The organism is Streptomyces sp. NPDC102406 (assembly GCF_044765725.1).
Classification (GTDB): domain Bacteria; phylum Actinomycetota; class Actinomycetes; order Streptomycetales; family Streptomycetaceae; genus Streptomyces.
This window is the reverse complement of sequence record NZ_JBIWKP010000001.1, coordinates 729416-755809: the sequence shown is the minus strand read 5'-3', so window position 1 is coordinate 755809 and position 26394 is coordinate 729416. Positions and strand designations below refer to the sequence as shown.

The following is a 26394-nucleotide window of genomic DNA, read 5'->3' as shown; positions in this document are numbered from 1 at the left end:
GGCCCCTCCCTCTGGACATGCCAGGAACTTAGGTTAACCTTCCCTCAGTTCCAGTGAACCAGCCCGCGCCGGTCCGGCACGTCCGAAAGCAGCCCGTCATGCCCAACGCCCGACTGTCCCGTCCCACCCGCCGCGGCGTCCTCGCCGCCGGCGGCGCCCTCGGCCTCGGTGTCGCGCTCGCCGCCTGCGGCAACGACGACGGCGCCAAAGACAGCGGCTCGGGCTCGTCGAAGAAGGCCGCCTCGGGCCCCTTCTCGTTCAAGGACGACCGCGGCACCACGGTGAAGCTCGACAAGGTCCCGGCGAACATCGTCGCCTTCACCGGTGTCGGCGCCGCCCTCTACGACTACGGCATCCAGGTCAAGGGCGTCTTCGGCCCGACGACGACCAAGGGCGGCAAGCCGGACGTCCAGGCCGGCGACATGGACGTCTCCAAGGTGACCGTCCTCGGCAACGCCTGGGGCCAGTTCAGCATCGAGAAGTACGCGGGCCTCGCCCCCGACGTGCTGATCACCACGACGTTCGACGACGCGGGGACGCTCTGGTCGGTGCCCGAGGAGTCCAAGGACAAGATCGCGGGGCTCGCGCCGTCCATCGCGATCTCCGTCTTCGACCGCCAGCTCACCCAGCCGCTGGAGCGCATGTACGCGCTGGCCGAGGCGCTCGGCGCCGACCTGAAGGCCGCCGAGGTCGTCGCGGCGAAGAAGCGGTTCGAGGACGCGGCGGCCCGGCTGCGCAAGGCCGCCAAGGCCCACCCCGACATCAAGGTCCTCGCGGGCAGCGCGAGCCAGGACATCTTCTACGTCTCCGGCACGAACCTCTCCATCGACCTGGAGTACTTCAAGTCGCTCGGCGTGAACTTCGTGGAGCCCACGGAGGCCGCGAAGAAGGCGTCCGGCGGCTGGTTCGAGAACCTGAGCTGGGAGAACGTCGACAAGCACAAGGCCGACATCATCATGATGGACGACCGCAGCCAGACCATCCAGCCGGCCGACATCGACGAGCCGACCTGGAAGCAGCTCCCCGCGGTCAAGGCCGGCCAGGTCATCCCGCGCTCCCCCGAGCCGATCCTCTCCTACGACAAGTGCGCCCCGCTCCTGGAAAACCTCGCGAAGGCCATCGAGACGGCGAAGAAGGTGTCCTGATCCCATGACTGTGACGGCCGAAGCCCCCACCGTTGCCCCTTTCCGATTCTTCGATCTGCAAGTGGTGCGCACGCGGCGGCTCGGCCCGTCGCTGCTCCGGGTCACCTTCACGGGAGCCGATCTCGATGGCTTCCACAGCGGCGGCCGCGACCAGTCCCTCTCCCTCTTCCTGCCGCACCCCGGCCAGGACGCCCCCGTCCTGCCGGCCGCCGTGCCGGGTGACGACGGGCGTGCCTGGCACGCGGCGTACCGGGCGATCCCGGCCCACGAGCGCGCGATCATGCGCTCGTACACGCTGAGCGGCCGGCGCCGCGCGCGGGCGGGCGGCATCGAGGAGGTCGACATCGACTTCGTCCTGCACAACGACGGGCCGGCCGCCGCCGGTCCCGCCTGCCGCTGGGCGGAGGGCGCGCGCCCCGGTGACCGCGTGGTCGTGCTCGGCCCCGCGGTCGCGGACAACGCGGCCGTGCGCTGCCGCCCGCCGCGGGACGTCGACCACATCCTCATGTGGGGCGACGAGACGGCCCTGCCCGCGGCGCTCGGCGTGCTGGCCTGGCTGCCCGCGTCCGTCTCGGCGCACGTGTGGCTGGAGGTTCCGCACCGCGACGACATCCAGCCCGTCGTGACGGCCGCCGATGTGACGGTGACCTGGCTGGTACGTGACGAGGGCGGCCCCTCGGCCCTGGAATCCCTCGCCGCGACCCGGCTCCCGGACGCCGTACGGCCGTACGCCTGGCTGGCGGGCGAGTGCGGAACCATGAAGGAGCTGCGCCGCCACCTCGTGCGCGAACGCGGCTACGACAAGCGGTCGGTGACGTTCGTCGGGTACTGGAAGCGCGGCCTGAGCGAGGACGCGCTGCGGGAGCAACCGGCCGACGCATAGCGGCGAACCAGCCAATACCCGGCATTCCAGTCAGAAATCAGGGGCGGGGTCGCGAGCTCAACTTAGGTTAGGCTAACCTAACCAACGAGTTCGCGACCTCGCCCTTTTTCCTGCCCCACCCGGGAACACCCTCATCCCCACCCGGAGGAACCGTTCATGCGCTCGCACCTGCTCAATGACACGACCGCGGAGCTCTACCGCAGTTCCGTGACCGAGGGAATCGAGCGGGTGGCGGCCAAACTCGCCACCACCGCACGGCCGTTCACGGGCGTCACCCCGGACGCCCTCGCACCCACCATCGACGCCGTCGACCTGGACAAGCCGCTCCACGACACCGTCGCCGTACTCGACGAGCTGGAGGACGTCTACCTCCGCGACGCCGTCTACTTCCACCACCCCCGCTACCTGGCCCACCTCAACTGCCCGGTCGTCATCCCCGCCGTGCTCGGTGAGGCCATCCTGTCGGCGGTCAACTCCTCGCTCGACACCTGGGACCAGTCGGCGGGCGGCACGCTCATCGAGCGCAAGCTCATCGACTGGACCGCCGCGCGGATCGGCCTCGGGCCCGCCGCCGACGGCGTGTTCACCTCCGGCGGCTCGCAGTCCAACCTCCAGGCGCTGCTCCTCGCCCGCCAGGAGGCCAAGCCCGGGGCGGACGGGTGGGAAGGCCCGGCCTCGCTCGCCAAGTTGCGCATCTTCGCCTCCGAGGCCAGCCACTTCAGCGTCAAGAAGTCCGCCCAACTCCTGGGCCTGGGCTCCGACGCGGTGGTCTGCGTCCCCGCCGACCGCGAGAAGCGCATGCAGACCGTGGCGCTCGCCGCCGAGCTGGAGCGCTGCCGCGCCGACGGCCTCGTCCCCATGGCCGTCGTCGCCACCGCCGGCACCACCGACTTCGGCTCCATCGACCCGCTGCCCGAGATCGCCGAGCTCTGCGCCCAGTACGACACCTGGATGCACGTCGACGCCGCGTACGGCTGCGGACTGCTCGTCTCGCCGAGGAACCGCGACCGGCTCACCGGCATCGAGCGGGCCGACTCCGTCACCGTCGACTACCACAAGTCCTTCTTCCAGCCGGTGAGTTCGAGCGCCCTGCTGGTCAGGGACGGGGCCACCCTGCGCCACGCGACGTACCACGCGGAGTACCTCAACCCGCGCCGCACCGTCGCCGAGCGCATCCCCAACCAGGTCGACAAGTCCCTCCAGACGACCCGCCGCTTCGACGCGCTCAAGCTGTGGATGACGCTGCGCGTGATGGGCGCCGACGGCATCGGCTCCCTCTTCGACGAGGTCTGCGACCTCGCGCACGAGGGCTGGAGACTGCTCGCCGCCGACCCGCGCTTCGACGTCGTCGTGGAGCCGAGCCTGTCCACGCTCGTCTACCGCTACATCCCGGCCGCCGTCACCGACCCGGCCGAGATCGACCGCGCCAACCTCTACGCCCGCAAGGCCCTGTTCGCCTCCGGCGACGCCGTCGTCGCGGGCACCAAGGTGGGCGACCGCCAGTACCTGAAGTTCACCCTGCTCAACCCCGAGACGACCCTCGCCGACATCTCGGCCGTCCTCGACCTCATCGCCGGCCATGCCGAGCAGTACCTGGGAGACACCCTTGACCGCGCTTCCTGAGTCCCGTGACCGCTACGACTTCATCGGGATCGGACTCGGCCCGTTCAACCTCGGCCTCGCCTGCCTGACCGAGCCGATAGCCGAACTGAACGGCGTCTTCCTGGAGTCCAAGCCGGACTTCGAATGGCACTCCGGGATGTTCCTGGAGGGCGCGCACCTCCAGACCCCGTTCATGTCGGACCTGGTGACGCTCGCCGACCCGACCTCGCCGTACTCCTTCCTCAACTACCTCAAGGAGTCGGGGCGGCTGTACTCGTTCTACATCCGCGAGAACTTCTATCCGCTGCGCGTCGAGTACAACGACTACTGCCGCTGGGCCGCCGGGAAGCTCTCCTCGATCCGTTTCAACACGACCGTCACCGCGGTCACGTACGACGAGGGCGACGGCCTCTACACGGCCACCACCGAGGACGGCACCACCTACCGCGCCCCGCACCTCGTCCTCGGCACCGGCACCCCGCCGCACATCCCGGAGGCCGTGCGGGGTCTGGACGGCGACCATCTGCACAACTCCCGCTACATGCAGCACAAGCGGGAGCTCCAGAAGAAGAAGTCGATCACGCTGGTCGGCAGCGGGCAGTCCGCCGCCGAGATCTACTACGACCTGCTCGGCGAGATCGACGTCCACGGCTACCAGCTCAACTGGGTCACGCGCTCCCCGCGCTTCTTCCCCCTCGAATACACCAAGCTGACCCTGGAGATGACGTCCCCGGACTACATCGACTACTTCCACGCGCTGCCGGAGACCACCCGGTACGCGCTGGAGGAGCGGCAGAAGGGCCTCTTCAAGGGCATCGACGGCGAACTCGTCGACGCCATCTTCGACCTGCTCTACCAGAAGAAGCTCGGCGGCCCCGTGCCGACGCGCCTGCTCACCAACTCGGCTCTCAGAACCGCGCGGTACGAGAACGGCACGTACACCCTCGGCCTGCACCAGGAGGAGCAGGACAAGGCGTACGAGGTGGAGACCGAGGGCCTGATCCTGGCCACCGGCTACAAGTACGCGACGCCCGCGTTCCTGGAGCCCGTGAAGGACCGCATCCGCCTCGACGGCCGGGGCCGCTTCGACGTCGCCCGCAACTACTCCATCGACACGACCGGGCGCGGCATCTTCCTCCAGAACGCGGGAGTGCACACGCACTCGATCACCAGCCCGGACCTGGGTATGGGTGCCTACCGCAACAGTTACATCATCGGCGAACTGCTCGGCACCGAGTACTACCCCGTCGAGAAGACCATCGCCTTCCAGGAGTTCTCCGTATGACCTTCGCAATACGCCCTCTCGACCCCCTGCACGACGCCGAACTCGTGCACGGCTGGGTCACCCACCCCAAGGCCGCGTTCTGGCTCATGGGCGACGCGTCGCTGCCGGACGTGGAGCGCGAGTACATGTCCATCGCCGCGGCCGAGCACCACGACGCCTTCATCGGCGAGCGCGACGGCGTGCCCGTCTTCCTGATGGAGCGCTACGACCCCCGGTACGTCGAACTGGTCGGCCTGTACGAGCCCGAGCCGGGCGACATCGGCATGCACTTCCTGGTCGCACCCACCGACACTCCCGAGCACGGCTTCACCCGCGCCGTGATCACCGCGGTGATGGAGCACCTCTTCGCCGACCCGGCCGTGCGGCGCGTCGTCGTCGAGCCCGACGTCCGCAACAAGGCGGTGCACGCGCTCAACGAGGCCGTCGGTTTCGTCCCCGACCGGGAGATCGACAAGCCGGAGAAGCGGGCGCTGCTCAGCTTCTGCACGCGCGCCGGGTTCGAGGCGGCCACGGACAAGGAGGTCAGGGTATGACCCTCGCCGACACCGTCTCCCACCTGTCCCCCGAGCGCTGGGCCGAGGCGAACCGCCTCCTGATCCGCAAGGCCCTCGCCGAGTTCAGCCACGAGCGGCTGCTCACCCCCCAGGCGCGGGACGGCGGCCGGTTCGTCGTCCGCAGCGACGACGGCCAGACCCGTTACGAGTTCAGCGCCCGCCGACTGCGCCTGGACCACTGGCAGGTGTCCGCCGCCTCGATCACCCGCCACCGCGACGGCGCAGAACTCCCGCTCGACGCCCTGGAGTTCTTCGTCGAGCTGAAGGACGCGCTCGGCCTGTCCGAGGCGATCCTGCCGGTCTACCTGGAGGAGATCTCCTCCACCCTCTCGGGGACCTGCTACAAGCTGACCAAGCCCGACGTCACCGCCGCCGAGCTGGCCGCCTCCGGGTCCTTCCAGGACATCGAGACGGGCATGACCGAGGGCCACCCGTGCTTCGTCGCGAACAACGGCCGCCTCGGCTTCGGCATCCACGAGTACCTCTCCTACGCCCCCGAGACCGCGAGCCCCGTACGCCTGGTCTGGCTGGCGGCGACGCGTGAGCGGGCCGCCTTCACGGCCGGTGCCGGCCTCGACCACGAGTCGCTGCTCCGCGCCGAGCTGGGCGAGGAGACGCTCGCCCGCTTCGACGCGACCCTGCGCGACCAGGGCCTCGACCCGGCCGACTACCTGCTGATCCCGGTCCACCCGTGGCAGTGGTGGAACAAGCTGTCCGTCACGTTCGCCGCCGAGGTGGCGCAGCGGCGCCTGGTCTGCCTGGGCGAGGGCGACGACGAGTACTTGGCGCAGCAGTCGATCCGTACGTTCTTCAACTCCACCTCCCCCGAGAAGCACTACGTGAAGACGGCCCTCTCGGTCATCAACATGGGCTTCATGCGCGGCCTCTCGGCGGCGTACATGGAGGCGACACCGGCGATCAACGACTGGCTGGCCGGGCTCATCGAGAACGACGACGTGCTGAAGGGCACGGGCCTGACGATCATCCGGGAGCGCGCCGCCGTCGGCTACCGGCATCTGGAGTACGAGGCCGCCACCGACCGCTACTCGCCGTACCGCAAGATGCTGGCGGCCCTGTGGCGCGAGTCGCCGGTGCCGTCGCTCGGCGAGGGCGAGCGCCTGGCCACGATGGCGTCGCTGCTGCACGTGGACCGCGCGGGCCGCTCCTTCGCCGGGGCGCTGATCGAGCGCTCGGGCCTGACGCCGCGCGCGTGGCTGAAGCCGTACCTCACGGCGTACCTGACGCCGCTCCTGCACAGCTTCTACGCTTACGACCTGGTGTTCATGCCGCACGGCGAGAACGTCATCCTGGTCCTGGACGAGCGAGGCGTGGTGCGGCGGGCGATCTTCAAGGACATCGCCGAGGAGATCGCGGTGATGGACACCGAGGCGGTGCTGCCGCCGAAGGTGGACCGGATCCGGGTGCGGGTCCCGGACGACATGAAGCTCCTGTCGATCTTCACGGACGTCTTCGACTGCTTCTTCCGCTTCCTCGCGGCGAACCTGGTCGAGGACGGCGTCCTGGACGAGGAGACGTTCTGGTCGGCGGTCGCGGAGTGCGTGCGCGACTACCAGGACTCCGCGCCGCACCTGGCGGACAAGTTCAAGCAGTACGACATGTTCGCCCCGGCGTTCGCCCTGTCGGCCCTCAACCGGCTCCAGCTCCGCAACAACGAGCAGATGGTGGACCTGGCGGACCCCTCCGGCGCGCTCCAGCTCGTCGGCGACCTGGACAACCCGATCGCCGCGGTCGCGTGAGCGCGTAGCGGCGTCGGGCGGAGACGGAAAGGGGCTCGGGAGACGGTCCTCCCGGGCCCCTTTTCGCGTGCGTGTACGCCAACTACCCTGCGGGCCAGGGCACTTGCGGTGACTTGTAGTAGCCGATACCGAGTGCGTCCCAGCGCGGTGCCTGCGCGGCGAGCCGCACCTTGTACGTGTCCCAGTCGTGCGTGGCCGCGGGCGACCAGCCGAGTTCGGCGACGCCGGGCAGCCGCGGGAAGGCCATGTACTCGATGTGCGCGGACGTCGACAGGGTCTCCGACCACAAGGGGGCCTCGACGCCCTTGACGGCCGGGGCGGGCGCTCCCGGCAGGTAGCTGCCCGGGTCCCAGTCGTAGGACCGCCGCACCTCCACGTACCCGGCCCAGGACAGTCCGAGGGGGGTGTCCTTGGTGTACTTCATGTCGAGGTACGTACGGTCGGCGGGCGAGATGACGAGCCCGGTCCCGTTCTTCGCGGCGTTCGCGACCTGCGCCTTCTCGGCGGCGCTGGTCCCTTCCGTGCCCCAGTACTGCGCGAGCGCGCCCTTGGCCGGGGTGGCGCCGGTCAACTGGTGCCAGCCCACGACGGTCTTCCCGTACTTGGCGACGATCGGCTGCACCTTGCTCATGAAGGTGACGTAGTCCTCCTGGCTGGTGGAGTGCGCCTCGTCGCCGCCGATGTGCAGGTACTTGCCGGGGGTGAGGGCGGCCAGCTCGCGCACCACGTCGTCCACGAAGTCGTACGTGATGTCCTTGCCGACGCACAGGGAGCTGAAGCCGACCTCGGTGCCGGTGTAGAGCGGCGGTGCGACGCCGTCGCAGTTCAGCTCCGCGTAGGAGGCGAGGGCGGCGTTGGTGTGGCTCGGCATGTCGATCTCGGGCACGACCTCCAGATAGCGCGAGGCGGCGTACCGGACGATCTCCTTGTACTGGGCCTTCGTGTAGTGGCCGCCCGCGCCACCGCCGACCTGGGTGGAGCCGCCGTACGTGGCGAGCCGCGGCCATGAGTCGATGGCGATGCGCCAGCCCTGGTCGTCGCTCAGGTGCAGATGCAGTTTGTTGACCTTGTAGAGCGCCAACTCGTCGATGTAGCGCTTGACCTGTCCGACGGTGAAGAAGTGCCGGGACACGTCGAGCATGGCGCCGCGGTAGCCGTAGCGGGGCGTGTCCTCGATGGTGCCGCCCGCGACGAGCCACGGCCCGGGCTGCCTGCTGTTCGCCTCCACCGAGGCGGGCAACTGCTGGCGCAGGGTCTGTACGCCGTGGAAGAGTCCGGCGGGCGCGTGCGCGACGATGGTGACGGACCGGCCGGTGCTCGTCAGCCGGTACCCCTCGGTGCCGAGCCCCTTGTCCTTCCCGCTCAGTTCGAGCCGGATGCCGTCGTTGCCACGGGAACCGGCGCGATCGTCGGTGACGGGCAGCCGGTAGCCGGTGGAGGGGCGCAGCACCCCGGCGAGGTAGTCACCGACGCGGCGCGCCTCGCGCGAGCCGTCGTCGACGCGGATACGGGTCGTGTCCGTGATCCGGTACGGGGTGCCGCCCGGCGTCGCCTCGGCGGGCGCGGGGACGATCTGCCCGAGGGGCGTGGCGGCGGCCGGTGCCGAGGCCGTCGCCGGGGCGGCGCCGAGCACCCCGGCCCCGGCGGCGACGAGCAGCAGTGAGCCCAGCAGGGCCTGCGATCTGTGGTGCGTCCTCACGAACGGTCCCTTCGACGGAGTCGTTGGCGGAGTTCGTCGTACGAGCTGAGCAACCGATCGGTCACCATCCGTACCGTCAGCCTCCCAGCCGGTCAAGGTGTAGACCATTTCTCGCCGGGTCGGATGCCAGAATCGCCCCATGGCGGAAATCATCCAGCGCGACGGCACGTGGACGTTCGACGGTGAGACGCTGCGGCTGGTGCCGGGGCACGACAAAGGGGTGAGCCTGCTCCGCAAGACGCTGGGCGAACTGACCGTGCCGCTGCGGGCGTTGGCCGGGGTCTCCTTCGAGCACGGAAGGAAGTCGGGGCGGCTTCGGCTGCGGCTGCGCGACGGCGCTGACCCGCTGCTCCAGGTGACCGGCGGCAAGCTGACGGACGGCGCCGACCCGTATCAGCTCACCGTCGAGTCGGACCGGTACGGGGTCGCCGAGTACCTCGTGGACGAGATCCGCAACGCGCTGCTGCTCGAACAGGTCCCGCCGACGGCCTGCACGGCGTACGTGCTGCCGGGCCCGCCCGTGCCGCTGTCCGTCTCGGCGGGGGACGGCACGGCGAGCTTCGACGGGGAGCACATACGCCTCGAATGGAACTGGAAGACGGAGGACGCCAAGGCCGCGGCCGGGACCCGGCTGCTCGCCCTCGCCGACGTCGCGGCGGTGGAGTGGCAGCCGGCCGTGGGCCTGGAGAACGGCTGCCTGCGCTTCGTCGTCCGCTCCTCCCCCACCAAGGCGCCGCCGAAGTTCGACCCGAACTCCGTGGAGCTGTGGGGGTTCAAAAAGGACCCGCTGATGGCGCTGGTCGCGGCGGCCGTCCAGGCCCGGCTGCCGCACCCCGGCGCGCAGTCCGCCCCGAAGGAACCGCCCCCGCGCCCGGCACCGGCCCCCGCGCCCGCGCCCGCTCCCCCGGAGGACGACCACGACGCGCTGCTGCGGCGCCTGCGGGAGCTGGGTGAGCTGCATCAGGCCGGGGTGCTGACGGACGAGGAATTCACGGCGGCGAAACAGGCTGTCCTGAAGCGCCTGTAGCGGACATCAGCCCCTCCGCCCCGGACAAGCCCCTTTGGCGATGCAGGAGCGGGGGGGGGTTGGGGCGGAGCCCCGTGTCCTTGGCCGTCTGACCGCCGGTGGCGGCTGCGCGCGCGGTTCCCCGCGCCCCTCAGCGGCGTACGGTGCGAGCGACGACGAAACGGTCGATCTCTTCACCCGTCTCCGCGATCCCCCGCACCGTGAGCCTGGCCGTCCGGCCGACCGGCGCCGGTTCCACGTCCACCCGCAGGAACGAGTAGTTGGTGTACCGCACCCGCGACCAGTCCACGGTGACGGCCTTCTTGCTGCCGTCGGGCTGGACGACGTACGACGCGAACGGGTCGATGTCCTTCTCGTGGCCCTGGTACGTGTCCTCGACCGGGAACGCGTAGAGGCTCTTGCCGGCCGCGCCCGCCGTCACGTACACGACACCGTCCGTCTCCGGGTACGCGGTGCCGCCGATCGGCAGCTCCTTGGTGACCTTCTCGCCCTTGAGCACGTCCGAGCGCTCGTACACGTGGTTGTGGCCGTTGATGACGAGGTCGACCGTGTACTTCTCGAACAGCGGCACCCACTCCTCGCGCACGCCGCCCTCCGAGGCGTGCGCGGTGGCGGTGCAGTACGCGCAGTGGTGGAAGAAGACGACGACGAAGTCGATCCCGGAGCCGTGGGCCCGGAACTTCTTCAACTGGCTCTCGAACCACGTCGTCTGGGTGCCGCCGGAGAGCCCCAGGTTGGCCGGGATCTCGTACGACACGTCGTTCGCGTCGAGCGAGATGACGGCCGTGTTGCCGTGCACGAAGGAGTACACACCCGGCAGGTTCCTCGGGTCGGGTCCGTTGCGCGGCGGCGCGAAGCGGGCCTGCTGGCTGCCGTAGCCGTGCGGCGCGTACCAGGCCTCCATGTCGTGGTTGCCGTAACTGACCATCCAGGGCACGGACTTGGCGACCGACTCGGTCTGGGCGAGGAACTGGTCCCAGGTCCGCGCGTCGAAGGTGTCCGTGGTCCGCCCCGAGCCGGACGGGTCCGCGTACGCGATGTCACCGGCGTGCAGGTGGAAGGCGGGGCCCTGGGCGAGGATCAGGCTGTCGTTGGCGAGGGCGTGGTAGCTGACGCCCTGGTCGCCGAAGGCGGTGAAGGTGAAGGGTCCGGGGCGCGCGGGCGCCGTGGTGAAGGTGCCGACGGTGCCCGCGAAGCGCGGCGCGGCCGGGTCGAAGCCCTGGTGCCCGACGCCGTAGTAGTACGTCCTGCCGGGCTTGAGGTGGGTCAGCTCGGCGTGCACGTAGTACTGGGTGTGGTCGGCGCTGGTGCCGACGCCCGCCGGGGTGTACAGCGCACGGATCTCGGCCGGTATCTTCCGCGACAGGTCGCCGGGGTGCGCGCCGATGCGGATGAACGGGTTCTTCACCGCGACCGGCACCTGCCAGGACACGGTCATCTCGGTGCGCGGGTCGCTCCCGTAGGAGAGGTGCCGCCCGAAGGGGGCGACGAGGGCGCCGTCGACGTGGTCGTGCGCCGTCGTGGTGGCGGTGGCCGATGCGGCCGGGGTGGCGGCGCTCGCGGCGCCCGGCACGAAGACGCCGCCCGCGACCGCGCCGAGCGTGACGGCACCGCCGCGCATCAGGGTGCGGCGGGAGAACCGGCTGCGCAGGTATTCGTGCTGCTCGGCGAGGGACCGGTCGGCCAGCTCGTCGGGTACGCCCATACGTGGAATGTCCATGGCCTGAAAGTTGCTGGGGGCATCCATCTCGCTCGGGTACGCCGGGTGAACGTGGCCCGAACATGCGGCATAACACGCTTCAAGCCTTGACCGCCTCCGCCGCAAGGGTCCGTGAGACCACCCGCGTGCCGCACCACCTGCCCGATATCGGGCAGATTTCTTGCGAAAGCCCCGTCGGTCCTCCAGGATCGTCCGGGTGCACGAGGAACTGGTCGATCATCTGACCCGCAGCACGTCCCTGGGCAGGGGCGAGGCACTGCGGGTGATCCAGGACGTGCTCGCCTACTTCGACGAGTCGACGGAGGACTACGTTCGCCGTCGCCACCGCGAACTCCAGGGTCAGGGCCTGGTGAACGCGGCGATCTTCGAACAGCTCACGACGGAGCTGCGGTACCGGGCGGTCGCACCGCCCGAGCTCACTCTCCGACAGCTACGCCGCATCGTCTACGGCTGATCGATCCACCACCAGAGGGGACCTTTCTTACTCATGTGCGGAATTGTCGGTTACATCGGCAAGCGGGACGTCGCCCCACTCCTCCTCGAAGGGCTTCAGCGCCTGGAGTACCGCGGCTACGACTCCGCGGGCGTCGTCATCACCAGCCCCAAGGCCACCGGCCTGAAGATGGTCAAGGCCAAGGGCCGCGTCCGTGACCTGGAGGCCAAGGTCCCGGCCCGCTTCAAGGGCACCACCGGCATCGCCCACACCCGCTGGGCCACACACGGCGCCCCCTCCGACGAGAACGCGCACCCGCACATGTCCGGCGACAACAAGGTCGCCGTCGTCCACAACGGCATCATCGACAACGCCGCCGAGCTGCGCGCCAAGCTGACCGCCGAGGGCATCGCGTTCCTCTCCGAGACCGACACCGAGGTCCTCACCCACCTCATCGCCCGCTCGCAGGCGTCGGACCTGGAGGACAAGGTCCGCGACGCGCTCCGTCTGGTCGAGGGCACGTACGGCATCGCGGTCGTCCACGCCGACTTCCCCGACCGCATCGTGGTGGCCCGCAACGGCTCGCCGGTCGTCCTCGGCATCGGCGACAAGGAGATGTTCGTCGCCTCCGACATCGCCGCCCTCGTCTCCCACACCCGCCAGATCGTCACCCTCGACGACGGCGAGATGGCCACCCTCAAGGCCGACGACTTCCGTACGTACACCACGGAGGGCACCCGCACCACGGCGTCCCCGACGACCGTCGAGTGGGAGGCCGCCTCCTACGACATGGGCGGCCACGACACGTACATGCACAAGGAGATCTTCGAGCAGGCCGACGCCGTGGACCGCGTCCTTCGCGGCCGCATCGACGACCGCTTCTCCACGGTGCACCTCGGTGGCCTGAACCTGGACGCCCGCGAGGCGCGCACCGTGCGCCGCGTGAAGATCCTCGGCTGCGGCACCTCGTACCACGCGGGCCTGATCGGCGCCCAGATGATCGAGGAGCTGGCGCGCATCCCCGCGGACGCCGAGCCGGCCTCCGAGTTCCGCTACCGCAACGCGGTCGTCGACCCCGACACCCTCTACATCGCGGTCTCCCAGTCCGGTGAGACCTACGACGTCCTCGCCGCCGTGCAGGAGCTGAAGCGCAAGGGCGCCCGGGTCTTCGGCGTCGTGAACGTGGTCGGCTCGGCCATCGCCCGCGAGTCGGACGCCGGGGTCTACGTCCACGCGGGCCCCGAGGTCTGCGTCGTGTCGACCAAGTGCTTCACCAACACCACGGTGGCCTTCGCGCTCCTCGCCCTGCACCTCGGCCGCATCCGTGACCTGTCCGTCGCCGACGGCAAGCGCATCATCGAGGGCCTGCGCAAGCTGCCCGCGCAGATCAGCGCCATCCTGGAGCAGGAGGCGGAGATCAAGAAGATCGCCGAGGAGTACGCGGACGCCCGCTCGATGATGTTCATCGGGCGCGTCCGGGGCTACCCGGTGGCCCGCGAGGCGTCCCTGAAGCTCAAGGAGGTCTCGTACATCCACGCCGAGGCCTACCCGGCCTCCGAGCTGAAGCACGGCCCGCTGGCCCTGATCGAACCGGCGCTCCCCACGGTCGCGATCGTCCCCGACGACGATCTCCTGGAGAAGAACCGCGCCGCCCTGGAGGAGATCAAGGCCCGCTCCGGCCGCATCCTGGCCGTGGCCCACCAGGAGCAGGAGAAGGCCGACCACACGATCCTCGTCCCGAAGAACGAGGACGAGCTCGACCCGATCCTCATGGGCATCCCGCTTCAACTCCTCGCCTACCACACGGCGTTGGCCCTCGGCCGCGACATCGACAAGCCGCGCAACCTGGCCAAGTCGGTCACGGTGGAGTAGGTCACGGTGGAGTAGGTGACGGTGGAATAGGGCCCCACACCGCCCCGAGACGAACGAACGGGTCCCCGACGCGTGCCACCGGACGCCCGGGGACCCGTTCTCGAAGGGCCGGGGTCGCCCATTACCCCGGCCCGCGAGGCCGTACTGGGTCCAGCGACCGGTATGTACCCTTCACAGGGGTCCGAAGCACCTCTACGCGCGGGTAGATTTATCTGTCTTTCGTGGCGCCGCGCGCGAGCGGGACGGGTCAGGGGATGACGATGACGGGCCGCTGCGCCCGCCGCGCGAGCCGCCCCGCGACCGAGCCGAAGATCCGCCCGACGAGCCCGTGGGTGGACCCCACGACGATGGCGTCGGCGGAGTACTCCCGCCCGACCTCCTCCAGCTCGTGGCAGATGTCGCCGCCCCGCTCGACGAGGATCCAGGGCACCTCGGAGAGATAGTCCGCACAGGCCAGTTCGAGCCCGAGCACCTCGGTGCGGTGGTCCGGCACATCGACGAAGACGGGCGGCTCGCACCCGGCCCACACGGTGGTCGGCAGCCGGTTGGCCACATGCACGATGATCAGCCCCGAGCCCGAACGGTGGGCCATGCCGATCGCGTACGCCAGGGCGCGCTCGCTCGACGTCGAACCGTCGAACCCGACGACGACACCGTGCCGGAACACGGGGTCACAGGCGTGACGTGTCTCTTCCGCCGCGAGGGGGGTCACCGTGGGATCGGCGACGGGCCGCTTGCGGTCCGCTGGTTCGGGAATCTCGTGACCGGCCATGAGTGTCTCGGCGTGTACCTCGTGGGCCTCTGGATGAGGGGACGACAACGGACTCGGCGGAGCTGTGTCCGGGAATCATCTTCCCAACCCCATACCCTCCAGGGTACGGCGACACTCCTCCTTCGCCCAGAGGCCGGCCTGCCGCCAGGCCTGCTCGCCACCTGCCGATGAGTCCCGCTCCGCAGCGTTCAGGGGAGCATGCACGAGGCTGCGCCCGTATGGCAATGGTTGCTGCCCCGTACAGGCGGTTTGCGCACTCTTGTGGCCGCCGTCCGGGGCGGATCAAGTGACCGGGACGACAGCCGCGCGTTGAACTCCCGAACCGAAACCCCAGGGAGCACTCCGTGCCCGGACCGTCCCCCGCGCACCGCGCCGCCACCTCGCGCCGGAGCGTTCCGGCGCCCGCTCCCGCGCCCGAGCCGGGCGCCCGGACGACGGGGTCCCCGGACGCGCCGCCGAGGGGGGCGGACGGGGTGGGTGACGTGGTCCGCTGGGCGGCGTTCAGTTGCGTCCTGGTGCCGCTCGTCCTCGTCGGGTACGGCATCTCGGCCGCGGGCGCCGCCGGGGCCGCCGTGGGGCTCGCCGCGATCACCGCCGCCTGCCGACTGCTCCTGCGTCAGTCGGAACGTGACGCCGCACAGTTGCACAGTGAACAGTGTTGCGGCCATCGTGGCCGGCACGGGCGGGACGGATCGGGGGCGCACAGGGGCGCCCGCCGGACCGACCGTGGTGCGCCGGTCGACTGACCCACGGCCACACGCCACTCCGTATATTTTCAGCCAACTTCGGGCGGGGCTCCATCCCTTGCCGGGGGCCTCCCCCAACCCCCGTTCCGCCAGGGCTGAAAGGACCGCAGAGGCCGCTTGCACCCTACGGGGACCGGCCACTGAGTTGAGGCGCACTTCCCACCAACGCCCGTGAGTGCAACGCTTCGTGATCGACTGCTTCACGCCACGTTGCCATGTCGACAATGTGCCAGGTCCTTAACTGGTCACGACGGCACCACGGGACACAGTAGATTCGATCATGACTGTCTGATCTGTAGGCGGCGGGGGACTTCGTGCAGGACCGAGGGGAAACGTGCAGGAGCGAACAGCCCGTCAAAGTATTGAGGGAGCCGCGATCACCGAGGGGGGCTTAGCAGGATGAGCCACGACTCCACCACCGCGCCGGAGGCGGCGGCTCGCAAGCTGGCGGGGCGCCGCCGACGAGAGATCGTCGCGGTGCTGCTGTTCAGCGGCGGACCCATCTTCGAGAGCTCCATCCCGCTCTCCGTGTTCGGGATCGACCGGCAGGACGCGGGAGTTCCCCGGTACCGGTTGCTCGTGTGCGCCGGCGAAGAGGGACCCCTGCGGACCACAGGGGGACTCGAACTCACCGCGCCGCACGGGCTCGAGGCGATCTCGCGGGCGGGCACGGTCGTCGTGCCGGCCTGGCGGTCGATCACCTCGCCGCCGCCGGAGGAGGCGCTGGACGCGATCCGTCGCGCCCACGAGGAAGGCGCGCGCATCGTCGGCCTGTGCACCGGCGCGTTCGTGCTCGCCGCGGCCGGCCTGCTCGACGGCCGCCCGGCCACCACGCACTGGATGTACGCACCGACGCTCGCCAAGCGCTACCCGTCGGTCCATGTGGACCCGCGCGAGCTCTTCGTGGACGATGGTGACGTCCTGACGAGCGCCGGCACCGCGGCCGGTATCGACCTGTGCCTGCACATCGTGCGCACGGACCACGGCAACGAGGCGGCCGGAGCGCTCGCCCGCCGCCTGGTGGTCCCGCCGCGCCGCAGCGGCGGCCAGGAGCGCTATCTCGACAGGTCTTTACCTGAGGAGATCGGCGCGGACCCGCTGGCCGAGGTCGTCGCCTGGGCCCTGGAACATCTCCACGAGCAGTTCGACGTGGAGACGCTGGCCGCCCGCGCCTACATGAGCCGCCGCACGTTCGACCGGCGTTTCCGCTCGCTGACCGGAAGCGCTCCCCTGCAATGGCTGATCACCCAGCGGGTGCTTCAGGCGCAGCGGCTTCTGGAGACCTCCGACTACTCCGTCGACGAGGTCGCGGGACGCTGCGGCTTCCGCTCACCGGTCGCGCTGCGCGGCCACTTCCGGCGCCAGCTCGGCTCGTCCCCGGCCGCGTACCGGGCCGCCTACCGGGCGCGCCGGCCGCAGCCGGGCGACTCGGGGGGTGCCGGGAAGGCGGAGAAGCCCCTGGAGATCGCTCCCGCGCACAGCCCCGAGCCGCCGGGCCCGGGGCCGGTGCCCGCGCAGTCCCGGCGGACCGCCGCGGCGCACGCGATGGGCGCGCCCGCGGCCTCCATGCCGACGGGCCCATCGGGCCACGGGGAGGGCGCCCGACAGGCGTCCGAGGCGTTCGCGCCGGGCCGGGCGAGCCTGCCCGGGCCGCGTTCGGCGCCGTAGGCCGGCGCAGGAGCTGACGACCGTCGTCTGCCAGCGGGAACATCCGACCCGTAGGGTTGGGCGCATGAACGATCGCATGGTGTGGATCGACTGCGAGATGACCGGACTCTCGCTGGCGAACGACGCGCTCATCGAGGTGGCCGCACTGGTCACCGATTCGGAGCTGAACGTACTCGGCGACGGTGTGGACATCGTGATCCGCCCGCCGGACGAGGCCCTGGAGACCATGCCCGAGGTGGTGCGGAACATGCACACCGCCTCGGGCCTCCTCGACGAGCTGGCAGCCGGTACGACGCTGGCCGACGCCGAGGAGCAGGTTCTCTCCTATGTACGTGAGCACGTCAAGGATGCGGGGAAGGCCCCGCTGTGCGGGAACTCGGTCGGTACCGACCGCGGATTCCTGCTGCGTGACATGCCGACGCTGGAGGAGTACCTCCACTACCGGATCGTCGATGTGTCCTCGGTCAAGGAACTGGCGCGGCGCTGGTACCCGAGGGCGTACTTCAACAGTCCGGAGAAGAACGGCAACCACCGGGCGCTCGCCGACATCCGCGAGTCCATCGCCGAGCTGCGCTACTACCGCGAGGCGGTCTTCGTCCCGCAGCCGGGGCCCGACTCCGACACGGCGAGGACGATCGCGGCGAAGTACGTCCTGCCTGCGGAGTAGCCCCTCCCACGTCCGCCCGTACGGGGTCCGGAAAAGGGGTGCGCGAGCACCCCTTCGGACCCTGTACACTTTTTCTCGGCCGGTCGGAAGAACGACAAAAGACCGGACATGGTGGGTGTAGCTCAGTTGGTAGAGCACCTGGTTGTGGTCCAGGTGGCCGCGGGTTCAAGTCCCGTCACTCACCCTGAATGATCAAGGCCCGACCTGCGAAAGCAGGTCGGGCCTTCGTCATGTCCGAGCCCATGGCCAAATCATGGCCAAACGAGGCCACCGACATGGCCCTCACCCCTGGCAGGCATCAGCGCGCACACATCGGCGAGTCCGGCACGCCGAGCGCGGTCTCCGGCCGACAGCGCGGGCATGCGCCGATGCCGTCCACGAGCGCCCGCCACGCAGCCGAGCCCGGGGCGGGTCGAGACCGGCGCCACCACCCCGCCCCTCAGGACGACGCCCGGATCACCAGCTCGGTCGGCAGCACCACATGGCGCTCGGCGCCCCGGCGCGCCGAGGACCGCTTGCCGTCGGCCGCCAGCGCGATCTCGTCGAGCAGGAGCTGCGTCATCGCCCGGCCCATGTCGCGGGTGGGCTGGCGCACGCTCGTCAGGCCCGGCTCCATGTGGCGGGCGATCACCGAGTCGTCGAAGCCGACCAGGGCGACGTCGTCCGGGATGCGGCGTCCCGCCTCGCGCAGCACCTGGCGGGCGCCGGACGCCATCAGGTCCGAGCAGGCGAAGACCGCGTCGAGTCCGGGGCTGCGCTCCAGGAGATCGGCCATGCAGCGCCGGCCGCCCTCCTCGGTGAAGTCGCCGTAGGCCACCAGTTTCTCGTCGTAGGCGATGCCGTCGGCGGAGAGCTGGCTCTCGTACCCGGCGAGGCGGCGCTCGGCTCCGTACACGTCGAGCGGGCCCGTGATGATGGCGACGGAGCGGCGGCCTCGGGAGGTCAGGTGTTCGACGGCGGAGCGGGCGCCCGCGAAGTTGTCGGTGTCGACCGAGGGCAGCGGCTCATCGGCGGAGCGCGGGCCGCTGATCACCGTCGGAATGTCCATCTGGAGCAGGCGGTCCGCGAGGGGGTCGTCGGCGTGCACGGAGACCAGCAGGACGCCGTCGACGCGGTGGGCGGCGAGGTACGCGGCCAGCCGGTCCTGCTCGCGCTCGCCCCGGGCGAAGGTCAACAGAAGCTGAAGGTTCGACTCGGCCAGGGCGACGCCGACGCCGCCGACCATGCCGGAGAAGTACGGCTCCGAGAAGAACCGGGACTCCGCTTCCGGAACCACCACGGCGATGGAGTCCGTGCGGTTGGCGGCCAGGGCGCGGGCCGCCGTGTTCGGGACGTAGCCGAGCTCCTCGACCGCCTCCTCGACGGCGGCGCGGGTACGGTCGCTGACCCGCGGCGATCCGTTGATCACCCGGGAGACCGTGCCCCGGCCCACGCCTGCCCGGGCCGCGACCTCCTCAAGGGTGGGACGCCTGCTGTGAGTGCCGCGAGCCGCCATGACTCCTACCTCCCCAAGTCTTCCGCGGAATCTAACAGCCCGATAACCGCGGCAAGTTGTCGCCGCCGAGTCTCTTGACACCCCCGGGCCGAGCGACGACCCTTCAACACATCACACATGGGAGCGCTCCCACCGTAGTGGACGCATACAGAAGCCGCACGTTTCCCGCCTGAGCCGCACGTGAATGAACAGGTCCAGCGCAGCAGTTGGCCGGGATTTGGCACGTTAGAGCAATTGAGCACTTGGAGGACGCAATGCGCACTGCCCGTACGTCCCGACGCGCGATGACCTTCGCGGTCGTCGCCACCCTGGCCACAGGGCTGCTTGCCGGATGCGCGAGCGATGACGACGGTGGCTCCGACGGCGGATCGGGCGGCGGTGACGCCGGCGGCAAGGGCGGTACCACGCTGACGATCGGCACGTTCGGGACCTTCGGTTACAAGCAGGCCGGTCTGTACGACGAGTACATGAAGCTGCACCCGGACGTCACCATCAAGGAGAACGTCACCACCCGTACCGACGTCTACTGGCCGAAGACGCTGACCCGTCTCCAGGCCGGTTCGGGCACCGACGACGTCCAGGCCATCGAGATCGGGAACATCACGGAGGCCGTGCAGACCCAGGCCGACAAGTTCATCGACATCGGCAAGGAGGTCGACAAGTCCAAGTGGCTGGACTTCAAGAACGCCCAGGCCACCACCAAGGACGGCAAGACCATCGCCCTCGGCACGGACATCGGCCCGATGGCCCTGTGCTACCGCAAGGACCTCTTCGAGAAGGCCGGGCTGCCGACCGACCGCGACGAGCTGGCCAAGAAGTGGGCGGGCGACTGGAGCAAGTACGTCGACCTCGGCAAGCAGTACATGAAGAAGGCGCCGAGCGGCACCAAGTTCGTGGACTCGGCCGCCTCCGTCTACAACGCGGCGATCAGCAGTGAGACCACGCAGTACTACGACAAGGACGGCAACGTCGTCTGGGACAAGTCGGCGGGCGTCAAGCGCGCCTGGAACGACGCCATGACGGCGGCGACCTCCGACATGTCGGCCAAGCTGAAGCAGTTCGACAAGCCGTGGGACCAAGGCTACTCGAACGGCACCTTCGCCACCGTGGCCTGCCCGCCGTGGATGATCGGCTACATCCAGGAGAAGTCCGGCGAGGCCGGCAAGGGCAAGTGGGACGTGGCGCCCGCGCCCGTGGCCGGTAACTGGGGCGGCTCCTTCATCGGTGTCCCGAAGGCGAGCAAGCACCAGAAGGAGGCCATCGAGCTGGCGAAGTGGCTGACCGCCCCCGAGCAGCAGGCCAAGGTCTTCGCCAAGCAGGCCAGCTTCCCCTCGCGGCCGGACGCGTACGGTGATCTGAAGGTGTCCCCGGAGACGACCGCCTACTTCTCGAACGCGCCGATGACCGAGATATTCTCCGCCGCGGCGAAGAACATCCCGACCGCGTACCACGGCGTCAAGGACCAGCCGATCCTCACCGCCATCACCGACACGGGCATCCTCCAGGTGGAGCAGAAGGGCAAGACGCCCGCGCAGGGCTGGGACGCGGCCACCAAGGAAGTCAAGGACGTGCTCGGCCAGTGACCAGCTCCGACCAGGCTCTCGCGCAGTCCGCGAGCGCCGACGCCGCGCCCGGCTCCCAGGAGCCGGGCGCGGCGCGGGGCGCTCAAGGTCGCGGTAACCCGCCGGGCCCCTCCTCCTGGCGCAGCCGGCTCTACCGCTGGGACATGAAGGCGTCGCCGTACGCGTTCATCTCCCCCTTCTTCATCATCTTCGGCGCCTTCTCGCTGGTGCCGCTGCTGTACACCGCCTGGTACTCCCTGCACAACGTGCAGTTGGCGTCCCTGGACACCCAGACCTGGGCGGGTCTCGACAACTACACCAACCTCTTCCAGTCGGACTTCTTCTGGAACGCGCTGAAGAACACGTTCTCCATCGGCGTCCTGTCGACGGTGCCGCAGCTCGTCGTGGCGATCTGGCTCGCGCACATGCTGAACTACCGGCTGCGCGGCTCGACGGTGTGGCGCGTCATCATGCTGACCCCGTACGCGACCTCGGTGGCGGCGGCGACGCTCGTCTTCGTGCTGCTGTTCTCGCCCGACAACGGAATGATCAACTGGGCGCTCGACCTGGTCGGTATCGACCCGGTCAACTGGCGTGAGTCCGACTGGGGTTCGCAGTTCGCGGTCTCCTCCATCGTGATCTGGCGGTGGACCGGCTACAACGCGCTGATCTACCTCGCCGCGATGCAGGCCATCCCGGCCGACCTGTACGAGTCGGCGGCCCTGGACGGCGCGAACCGCTGGCAGCAGTTCCGGCACGTGACCATTCCGATGCTGCGCCCGACGATCCTGTTCACGGTGGTGGTCTCCACCATCGGCGCGACGCAGCTCTTCGGCGAGCCCCTGCTGTTCGGCGGGGTCAGCGGCACCAAGGGCGGCTCCGAGCACCAGTACCAGACGCTCGGCCTCTACATGTACGACCAGGGCTGGATCGTCGGCAACCTCGGCAAGGCGTCCGCGATCGCCTGGTCGATGTTCCTGATCCTGTTGATCATCGCCGCGATCAACCTGCTGATCTCCCGACGGCTGAGGAAATCCCAATGACCACCATCAGCGATGTGACACCGCCCGCGCAGGTGGCGAAGGACGGCGCCGCCGGGCCGCCCGCGCGTCGTCGGATCATGGGTGCGGGCAAGCAGTTGCACGCGGGGCCCATCACCTATGTGGCCCTGGCCCTGTTCGCCGTGATCTCGCTCGCCCCGCTGCTGTGGACGGCGGTCGCGGCCTCCCGCACCAACACCCGGCTCGCGCAGACGCCGCCGCCGTTCTGGTTCGGCGGCAATCTGTTCAAGAACCTGGAGACCGCCTGGAACCAGGCCGGCATGGGCACCGCGATGTGGAACTCCATCCTCGTGGCGTCCTCCATCACCGTCGGCACCGTGCTGTTCTCCACGCTCGCCGGGTTCGCCTTCGCGAAGCTGCGGTTCCGGTTCTCGACCACGCTGCTCCTCATGACCATCGGCACGATGATGATTCCGCCGCAACTCGCGGTCGTGCCGCTGTACTTGTGGATGTCGGACCTGGGCTGGGCCAACCAGCTCCAGACCGTCATCCTGCCGACGCTGGTCAGTGCCTTCGGTACGTTCTTCATGCGGCAGTACCTGGTGCAGGCGCTGCCGACCGAGCTGATCGAGGCGGCGCGCGTCGACGGCGCGAGCAGTCTGCGCGTGGTCTGGCACGTCGTCTTCCCGGCGGCGCGGCCCGCGATGGCCGTGCTCGGGCTGCTGACCTTCGTCATGGCCTGGAACGACTTCCTGTGGCCGATCATCGCCCTGAACCAGGAGAACCCGACGGTCCAGGTCGCCCTCAACGCGCTGGGCACCGGCTTCATCCCCGACGACTCGGTGATCATGGCCGGCGCGCTGCTCGGTACGTTGCCGCTGCTCATCGCGTTCCTGCTGTTCGGCAAGCAGATCGTGGGCGGCATCATGCAGGGTGCGGTCAAGGGGTAGTCGGCTGGTACTGCCCGGGGTTGCTGCGGGGTGCCGCCGCGGGCTTCTTGGTTTCGTCGCCGGGTGCGGGCCCGGTGGGGCTTCTCGCGCAGTTCCCCGCGCCCCTGAGGCATGCGGCTTCGCCGCAGCCCCATGAAACGGCGCACGCAGTGCGCGTTTCAGGGGCGCGGTGAACCGCGCGCTCAGCCCCCACCGGGCCGCAGCCACGCACCCACCGCACCCCACCCTCCCCTCCCCCTGAGGCGCACCGTCGCGCCCCGCCCCCTCTCGTCGTCCCTCCACCACCCCATGGGAGCGCTCCTATGACTACCACTGACAACACCGGCCCCACGGCCACCACCGCCACCACTGCTACCGCCACCGCCGCCCCGGCGATCACCCGGTTCCCGACGGGGTTCCTGTGGGGGTCGGCCACCGCCGCGTACCAGATCGAGGGCGCCGTGCGGGAGGACGGGCGGACCCCCTCGATCTGGGACACCTTCAGCCACACGCCGGGGAAGGTGGCGGGCGGGGACACCGGTGACATCGCTGTCGACCACTACCACCGGTGGCGCGACGACGTGCGCCTGATGGCGGACCTGGGCCTGACCGCGTACCGCTTCTCCGTGGCGTGGCCGCGGGTGCAGCCCACCGGACGCGGCCCCGCCGTGCAGCGCGGGCTCGACTTCTACCGTGGGCTCGTCGACGAGCTGCTCACCCACGGGATCAAGCCCATGGTGACCCTGTACCACTGGGACCTGCCGCAGGAGCTGGAGAGCGCGGGCGGCTGGCCCGAGCGCGAAACCGCGTACCGGTTCGCGGAGTACGCCGGGATCGTCGGCGAGGCGCTCGGGGACCGCGTCGAGAGCTGGGTCACCCTCAACGAGCCCTGGTGCAGCGCCTTCCTGGGCTACGCCTCGGGCGTGCACGCCCCGGGCCGCACCGACCCCGCCGCCGCGCTGCGCGCCGCCCACCACCTCAACCTGGGCCACGGACTGGCCACTTCGGCGCTGCGTGCCACGCTCCCGGCCCGCGCGGGCATCGGCATCAGCCTCAACCCGAGTGTGGTCAGGGCGCTCACCGACGCCCCCGCCGACCTGGACGCCAAGCGCCGGATCGACGCGCTCGCCAACCGGGTCTTCACCGGCCCGCTGCTCAAGGGCGCCTACCCCGAGGACCTGATCGCCGACACGGCGCGGCTGACGGACTGGTCGTTCGTGCGGGACGGCGACACGGAGATCATCCACCAGCCCCTGGACTTCATCGGCCTGAACTACTACACGCCCGCCGTCGTCTCGGGCCCCCGCCCCGACCAGGACGGTCCCCGGCTCGACGGCCACGGCGCCAGTGACCACTCCCCCTGGCCGGCCGCCGACGACGTGCTCTTCCACCACGCGCCCGGCGAGGTCACCGCGATGAACTGGCCGGTGGACCCGACCGGCCTCACCGACCTCCTCCTGGACTACACCGCCCAGGCCCCCGGGGTCCCGCTGTACGTGACGGAGAACGGCGCCGCCTACGAGGACACGGTCGACGCCGAGGGCCGCGTCCACGACCCCGACCGCGTCCGCTACCTGCACGGACACCTCGGCGCCGTCCACGAGGCGATCGCCCGGGGCGCCGACGTCCGCGGCTACTTCCTGTGGTCGCTGCTGGACAACTTCGAGTGGGCGTACGGGTACGGCAAGCGGTTCGGCGCCGTCTACGTGGACTACGAGACGCAGACCCGCATCCCCAAGTCGAGCGCCACCTGGTACGCGCAGGTCGCGCGCAGCGGGGGGCTGCCCGCCGGCGAGTAGGCGCTCGCGGGGCCGGTACGTCACCTGGCGAGGTGGCGTACCGGCCCTTATTTTTCGGCTATGCACCATATCGCCGCTATTGAGACGAACTGAGCCGCCGTGGGCGTGCTCAAGGACCACCCGGAACTCGTCCTGTTCGTGAGCCTCGCGCTCGGCTACCTCGTCGGGAAGCTGCGCGTCGGGCCGCTGACGCTGGGCGGTATCTGCGGGACGCTGATCGTCTCGCTGCTCCTGGGGGCCTGGACCAAGGCGCAGGTCTCCGACGACGTGAAGACGGTGTTCTTCGCGCTGTTCATCTTCGCCCTCGGCTACATGGCCGGGCCGCAGTTCTTCCGCAACCTCAACAAGAAGAGCCTGCGCTTCTTCGTGCTGTGCGCCATCGAGCTGGTCTGCGTCATCGGGATCGCCCTCGGCCTCGCCGAGTGGTTCGACCTCGATGTCGGTACCGCCTCCGGCATCCTGGCCGGCGCGGCGACCGAGTCCGCCGTCGTCGGCACGGCCACCGAGTCCATCGGCAAGCTGTCGGGCATCAGTGCCCAGCAGATCAGCGAGTACCAGGGCAACGTCGCCACCGCGTACACCGTCTGCTACCTCTTCGGCCTCATCACGATCGTGCTCTACACGAGCCAGATCATGCCGATGATGATGCGGATCAACCTGCGGGACGCCGCGCGTGACCTGTGGGAACGCACCCGCAGCAGCGGCAGCCTGGAGCCCGACGAGCGTCCCGCGCTGCCGGGCATGGTGGGCCGTACGTATCTGGTGACGACGGCCGACGGGCGGACCGTCGGCGAGTTGGAGTCCCACCTCGACGACCGGGTCACCGTCGAGTCGGTCAAGCGCGGCAGCAAGGTCCTCACCCCCGCACCCGACCTGGAGCTGACCCTCTCCGACCTGGTGCTCGTCGTCGGACGGCGGGCGCAGACCATCGAGGCGGGGCGGCTCATCGGCCCCGAGACGCCGGGTGTGCCGGGTCTGGACTCGCCGCTCGCCACCAGCCAGGTGTCGGTGACCCGCCCGTCCGACGACGGCAAGACGATCGACCAGATCCAGCGGGAGAACCCCGAGTTCCTGAAGGACGGGGTGTACGTCACCGACATCACGCGCGCCGACACGGACCTGCCCGCCACCGGCGACACGGTCGTGCACCGCGGTGACGTCCTCACCCTGGTGGGGGCCCGCTCGGGCCTCGGGAAGCTGGTCGCGAAGCTCGGCTCGGTCGTCAAGAACGACGCCACCGACTTCGTCTATCTGGGGCTCGGCATCGCGGCCGGTTCACTGCTCGGGCAGGTCGTCGTGAAGTTCGGCTCCGTCCCGATGTCGCTCGGCACCGGCGGCGGTTGCCTCATCTCGGGGCTCCTCTTCGGCTGGTTCCGCTCCCGCAGCCAGACGTTCGGCGCGTTCCCGCCGCAGGCCGCCTCGACCATCAAGGACATGGGCCTGGCCGTCTTCATCGCCTGTACGGGGCTTGTCTCGGGGCCGCAGGCGTGGCCGCTGCTCAAGGAGTACGGGGCGCTCCTGCCGTTCGCCGGGATCGCGATGGTGCTGATCCCCGCCACGATCTCGCTGTTCGTCGGGCGCAAGCTCCTCAAGATCGAGAAGCCGCTCCTGATCGGTGCCATCGCGGGCCAGCAGTGCTCGACCCCGGCGATCACCGCCGTCACCCAGGTGGCCCAGTCCTCGGTCCCGATGCTGGGCTACACGATCACCTACGCCCTCTCGAACTTCCTGCTCCCGCTGACGGGCCCCGTGCTCGTCGGCATCCTCGGTTCCTGAAG

General features: G+C 69.8%; 21 protein-coding genes, 1 tRNA gene and 1 pseudogene. 18 read left to right on the top strand and 5 right to left on the bottom strand.

From position 1 onward, the window contains the following. Window positions 1-98: 98 nt before the first annotated feature. The 6 genes from ACIRF8_RS03615 to ACIRF8_RS03590 all read left to right on the top strand — a co-directional run bounded on the left by ACIRF8_RS03615 (window position 99) and on the right by ACIRF8_RS03590 (window position 7226). Window positions 99-1145 (top strand): ABC transporter substrate-binding protein, encoded by a 1047-nt coding sequence (locus ACIRF8_RS03615; RefSeq protein ID WP_404210427.1) that lies wholly within the window; start codon window positions 99-101, stop codon window positions 1143-1145. A 4-nt stretch (window positions 1146-1149) separates the two neighbouring features. Next, entirely contained in the window at window positions 1150-2028 is an 879-nt protein-coding gene (locus ACIRF8_RS03610) for a siderophore-interacting protein (protein ID WP_404210425.1), read from the top strand. A 156-nt stretch (window positions 2029-2184) separates the two neighbouring features. Beyond that, window positions 2185-3651, top strand: coding sequence for a lysine decarboxylase DesA (gene desA, locus ACIRF8_RS03605; RefSeq protein WP_404210423.1), 1467 nt, complete (start codon window positions 2185-2187; stop codon window positions 3649-3651). Next, on the top strand, window positions 3608-4915 hold the full coding sequence (locus ACIRF8_RS03600; RefSeq protein ID WP_404210421.1) for a lysine N(6)-hydroxylase/L-ornithine N(5)-oxygenase family protein: 1308 nt from the start codon (window positions 3608-3610) through the stop codon (window positions 4913-4915). The genes desA and ACIRF8_RS03600 overlap by 44 nt, the downstream gene beginning before the upstream one ends. Continuing rightward, window positions 4912-5448 carry a GNAT family N-acetyltransferase gene (locus tag ACIRF8_RS03595; RefSeq protein ID WP_404210419.1) on the top strand — a complete coding sequence of 179 codons (537 nt, stop codon included), beginning with the start codon at window positions 4912-4914 and terminating at the stop codon, window positions 5446-5448. The genes ACIRF8_RS03600 and ACIRF8_RS03595 overlap by 4 nt, the downstream gene beginning before the upstream one ends. Further along, on the top strand, window positions 5445-7226 hold the full coding sequence (locus ACIRF8_RS03590) for an IucA/IucC family protein (protein WP_404210417.1): 1782 nt from the start codon (window positions 5445-5447) through the stop codon (window positions 7224-7226). Before ACIRF8_RS03595 ends, ACIRF8_RS03590 begins: the two co-directional genes overlap by 4 nt. Before the next feature lie 82 nt (window positions 7227-7308). Here the strand turns inward: ACIRF8_RS03590 and ACIRF8_RS03585 are convergent, their stop codons facing one another. Beyond that, window positions 7309-8925 (bottom strand): beta-N-acetylhexosaminidase, encoded by a 1617-nt coding sequence (locus tag ACIRF8_RS03585; protein ID WP_404210415.1) that lies wholly within the window; start codon window positions 8923-8925, stop codon window positions 7309-7311. Window positions 8926-9064: 139 nt separating this feature from the next. Between ACIRF8_RS03585 and ACIRF8_RS03580 the strand changes: the two genes are divergently transcribed. After that, window positions 9065-9952, top strand: coding sequence for a DUF4429 domain-containing protein (locus tag ACIRF8_RS03580; RefSeq protein ID WP_404210413.1), 888 nt, complete (start codon window positions 9065-9067; stop codon window positions 9950-9952). A gap of 130 nt (window positions 9953-10082) precedes the next feature. Here the strand turns inward: ACIRF8_RS03580 and ACIRF8_RS03575 are convergent, their stop codons facing one another. Next, complete coding sequence (locus ACIRF8_RS03575; protein ID WP_404212261.1) at window positions 10083-11657, bottom strand: purple acid phosphatase family protein; 1575 nt, start codon at window positions 11655-11657, stop codon at window positions 10083-10085. 211 nt (window positions 11658-11868) lie between these two features. Here ACIRF8_RS03575 and ACIRF8_RS03570 point away from each other — a divergent pair, with 211 nt between their 5' ends. Next, entirely contained in the window at window positions 11869-12126 is a 258-nt protein-coding gene (locus tag ACIRF8_RS03570) for a hypothetical protein (RefSeq protein ID WP_404210411.1), read from the top strand. Between the two features lie 33 nt (window positions 12127-12159). Continuing rightward, window positions 12160-13977: a glutamine--fructose-6-phosphate transaminase (isomerizing) gene (gene glmS / locus ACIRF8_RS03565; RefSeq protein WP_404210409.1), complete on the top strand. Its 1818-nt coding sequence runs from the start codon at window positions 12160-12162 to the stop codon at window positions 13975-13977. Window positions 13978-14224: 247 nt separating this feature from the next. Here the strand turns inward: glmS and ACIRF8_RS03560 are convergent, their stop codons facing one another. After that, complete coding sequence (locus tag ACIRF8_RS03560) at window positions 14225-14749, bottom strand: universal stress protein (protein WP_404210407.1); 525 nt, start codon at window positions 14747-14749, stop codon at window positions 14225-14227. A gap of 344 nt (window positions 14750-15093) precedes the next feature. On the opposite strand from ACIRF8_RS03560, the gene ACIRF8_RS03555 reads away from it, so the two are divergent. The 4 genes from ACIRF8_RS03555 to ACIRF8_RS03540 all read left to right on the top strand — a co-directional run bounded on the left by ACIRF8_RS03555 (window position 15094) and on the right by ACIRF8_RS03540 (window position 18014). Beyond that, on the top strand, window positions 15094-15495 hold the full coding sequence (locus tag ACIRF8_RS03555; RefSeq protein WP_404210404.1) for a hypothetical protein: 402 nt from the start codon (window positions 15094-15096) through the stop codon (window positions 15493-15495). A 399-nt stretch (window positions 15496-15894) separates the two neighbouring features. Then, window positions 15895-17163 carry a helix-turn-helix domain-containing protein gene (locus ACIRF8_RS03550; RefSeq protein ID WP_404210403.1) on the top strand — a complete coding sequence of 423 codons (1269 nt, stop codon included), beginning with the start codon at window positions 15895-15897 and terminating at the stop codon, window positions 17161-17163. A 64-nt stretch (window positions 17164-17227) separates the two neighbouring features. Further along, a complete protein-coding gene (gene orn, locus ACIRF8_RS03545) occupies window positions 17228-17830 on the top strand; it encodes an oligoribonuclease (protein WP_404210401.1) in 603 nt (200 codons plus the stop codon). Window positions 17831-17941: 111 nt separating this feature from the next. Beyond that, window positions 17942-18014, top strand: a tRNA-His gene (locus ACIRF8_RS03540). Between the two features lie 114 nt (window positions 18015-18128). On the opposite strand, the pseudogene ACIRF8_RS03535 reads toward ACIRF8_RS03540, so the two are convergent. Both ACIRF8_RS03535 and ACIRF8_RS03530 read right to left on the bottom strand, forming a co-directional pair. Continuing rightward, window positions 18129-18242 (bottom strand): annotated as a pseudogene (locus ACIRF8_RS03535) (hypothetical protein); the annotation flags it as partial. A gap of 27 nt (window positions 18243-18269) precedes the next feature. Continuing rightward, on the bottom strand, window positions 18270-19325 hold the full coding sequence (locus tag ACIRF8_RS03530; RefSeq protein WP_404210399.1) for a LacI family DNA-binding transcriptional regulator: 1056 nt from the start codon (window positions 19323-19325) through the stop codon (window positions 18270-18272). Window positions 19326-19579: 254 nt separating this feature from the next. Here ACIRF8_RS03530 and ACIRF8_RS03525 point away from each other — a divergent pair, with 254 nt between their 5' ends. The 5 genes from ACIRF8_RS03525 to aspT all read left to right on the top strand — a co-directional run bounded on the left by ACIRF8_RS03525 (window position 19580) and on the right by aspT (window position 26392). Continuing rightward, window positions 19580-20908, top strand: a complete 1329-nt coding sequence (locus ACIRF8_RS03525) for an ABC transporter substrate-binding protein (RefSeq protein WP_404210397.1) — start codon at window positions 19580-19582, stop codon at window positions 20906-20908. After that, complete coding sequence (locus tag ACIRF8_RS03520; RefSeq protein WP_404210395.1) at window positions 20905-21930, top strand: carbohydrate ABC transporter permease; 1026 nt, start codon at window positions 20905-20907, stop codon at window positions 21928-21930. Before ACIRF8_RS03525 ends, ACIRF8_RS03520 begins: the two co-directional genes overlap by 4 nt. Beyond that, window positions 21927-22838, top strand: coding sequence for a carbohydrate ABC transporter permease (locus ACIRF8_RS03515; RefSeq protein WP_404210393.1), 912 nt, complete (start codon window positions 21927-21929; stop codon window positions 22836-22838). The genes ACIRF8_RS03520 and ACIRF8_RS03515 overlap by 4 nt, the downstream gene beginning before the upstream one ends. Window positions 22839-23140: 302 nt before the next feature. Further along, window positions 23141-24616, top strand: a complete 1476-nt coding sequence (locus ACIRF8_RS03510) for a GH1 family beta-glucosidase (protein WP_404210391.1) — start codon at window positions 23141-23143, stop codon at window positions 24614-24616. 99 nt (window positions 24617-24715) lie between these two features. Beyond that, window positions 24716-26392 (top strand): aspartate-alanine antiporter, encoded by a 1677-nt coding sequence (gene aspT, locus ACIRF8_RS03505; RefSeq protein ID WP_404210389.1) that lies wholly within the window; start codon window positions 24716-24718, stop codon window positions 26390-26392. The last annotated feature ends 2 nt before the right edge of the window (window positions 26393-26394 follow it).

Coding starts and splice junctions, on each gene's coding strand:
- ACIRF8_RS03590 (WP_404210417.1), top strand. CDS start 5,445: ATGACCCTCGCCGACACCGTCTCCCACCTGTCCCCCGAGCGCTGGGCC.
- ACIRF8_RS03595 (WP_404210419.1), top strand. CDS start 4,912: ATGACCTTCGCAATACGCCCTCTCGACCCCCTGCACGACGCCGAACTC.
- ACIRF8_RS03560 (WP_404210407.1), bottom strand. CDS start 14,749: ATGGCCGGTCACGAGATTCCCGAACCAGCGGACCGCAAGCGGCCCGTC.
- ACIRF8_RS03550 (WP_404210403.1), top strand. CDS start 15,895: ATGAGCCACGACTCCACCACCGCGCCGGAGGCGGCGGCTCGCAAGCTG.
- ACIRF8_RS03510 (WP_404210391.1), top strand. CDS start 23,141: ATGACTACCACTGACAACACCGGCCCCACGGCCACCACCGCCACCACT.
- ACIRF8_RS03515 (WP_404210393.1), top strand. CDS start 21,927: ATGACCACCATCAGCGATGTGACACCGCCCGCGCAGGTGGCGAAGGAC.
- ACIRF8_RS03580 (WP_404210413.1), top strand. CDS start 9,065: ATGGCGGAAATCATCCAGCGCGACGGCACGTGGACGTTCGACGGTGAG.
- ACIRF8_RS03615 (WP_404210427.1), top strand. CDS start 99: ATGCCCAACGCCCGACTGTCCCGTCCCACCCGCCGCGGCGTCCTCGCC.
- ACIRF8_RS03600 (WP_404210421.1), top strand. CDS start 3,608: ATGCCGAGCAGTACCTGGGAGACACCCTTGACCGCGCTTCCTGAGTCC.
- ACIRF8_RS03530 (WP_404210399.1), bottom strand. CDS start 19,325: ATGGCGGCTCGCGGCACTCACAGCAGGCGTCCCACCCTTGAGGAGGTC.
- glmS (WP_404210409.1), top strand. CDS start 12,160: ATGTGCGGAATTGTCGGTTACATCGGCAAGCGGGACGTCGCCCCACTC.
- desA (WP_404210423.1), top strand. CDS start 2,185: ATGCGCTCGCACCTGCTCAATGACACGACCGCGGAGCTCTACCGCAGT.
- orn (WP_404210401.1), top strand. CDS start 17,228: ATGAACGATCGCATGGTGTGGATCGACTGCGAGATGACCGGACTCTCG.
- ACIRF8_RS03575 (WP_404212261.1), bottom strand. CDS start 11,657: ATGGGCGTACCCGACGAGCTGGCCGACCGGTCCCTCGCCGAGCAGCAC.
- ACIRF8_RS03610 (WP_404210425.1), top strand. CDS start 1,150: ATGACTGTGACGGCCGAAGCCCCCACCGTTGCCCCTTTCCGATTCTTC.
- ACIRF8_RS03525 (WP_404210397.1), top strand. CDS start 19,580: ATGCGCACTGCCCGTACGTCCCGACGCGCGATGACCTTCGCGGTCGTC.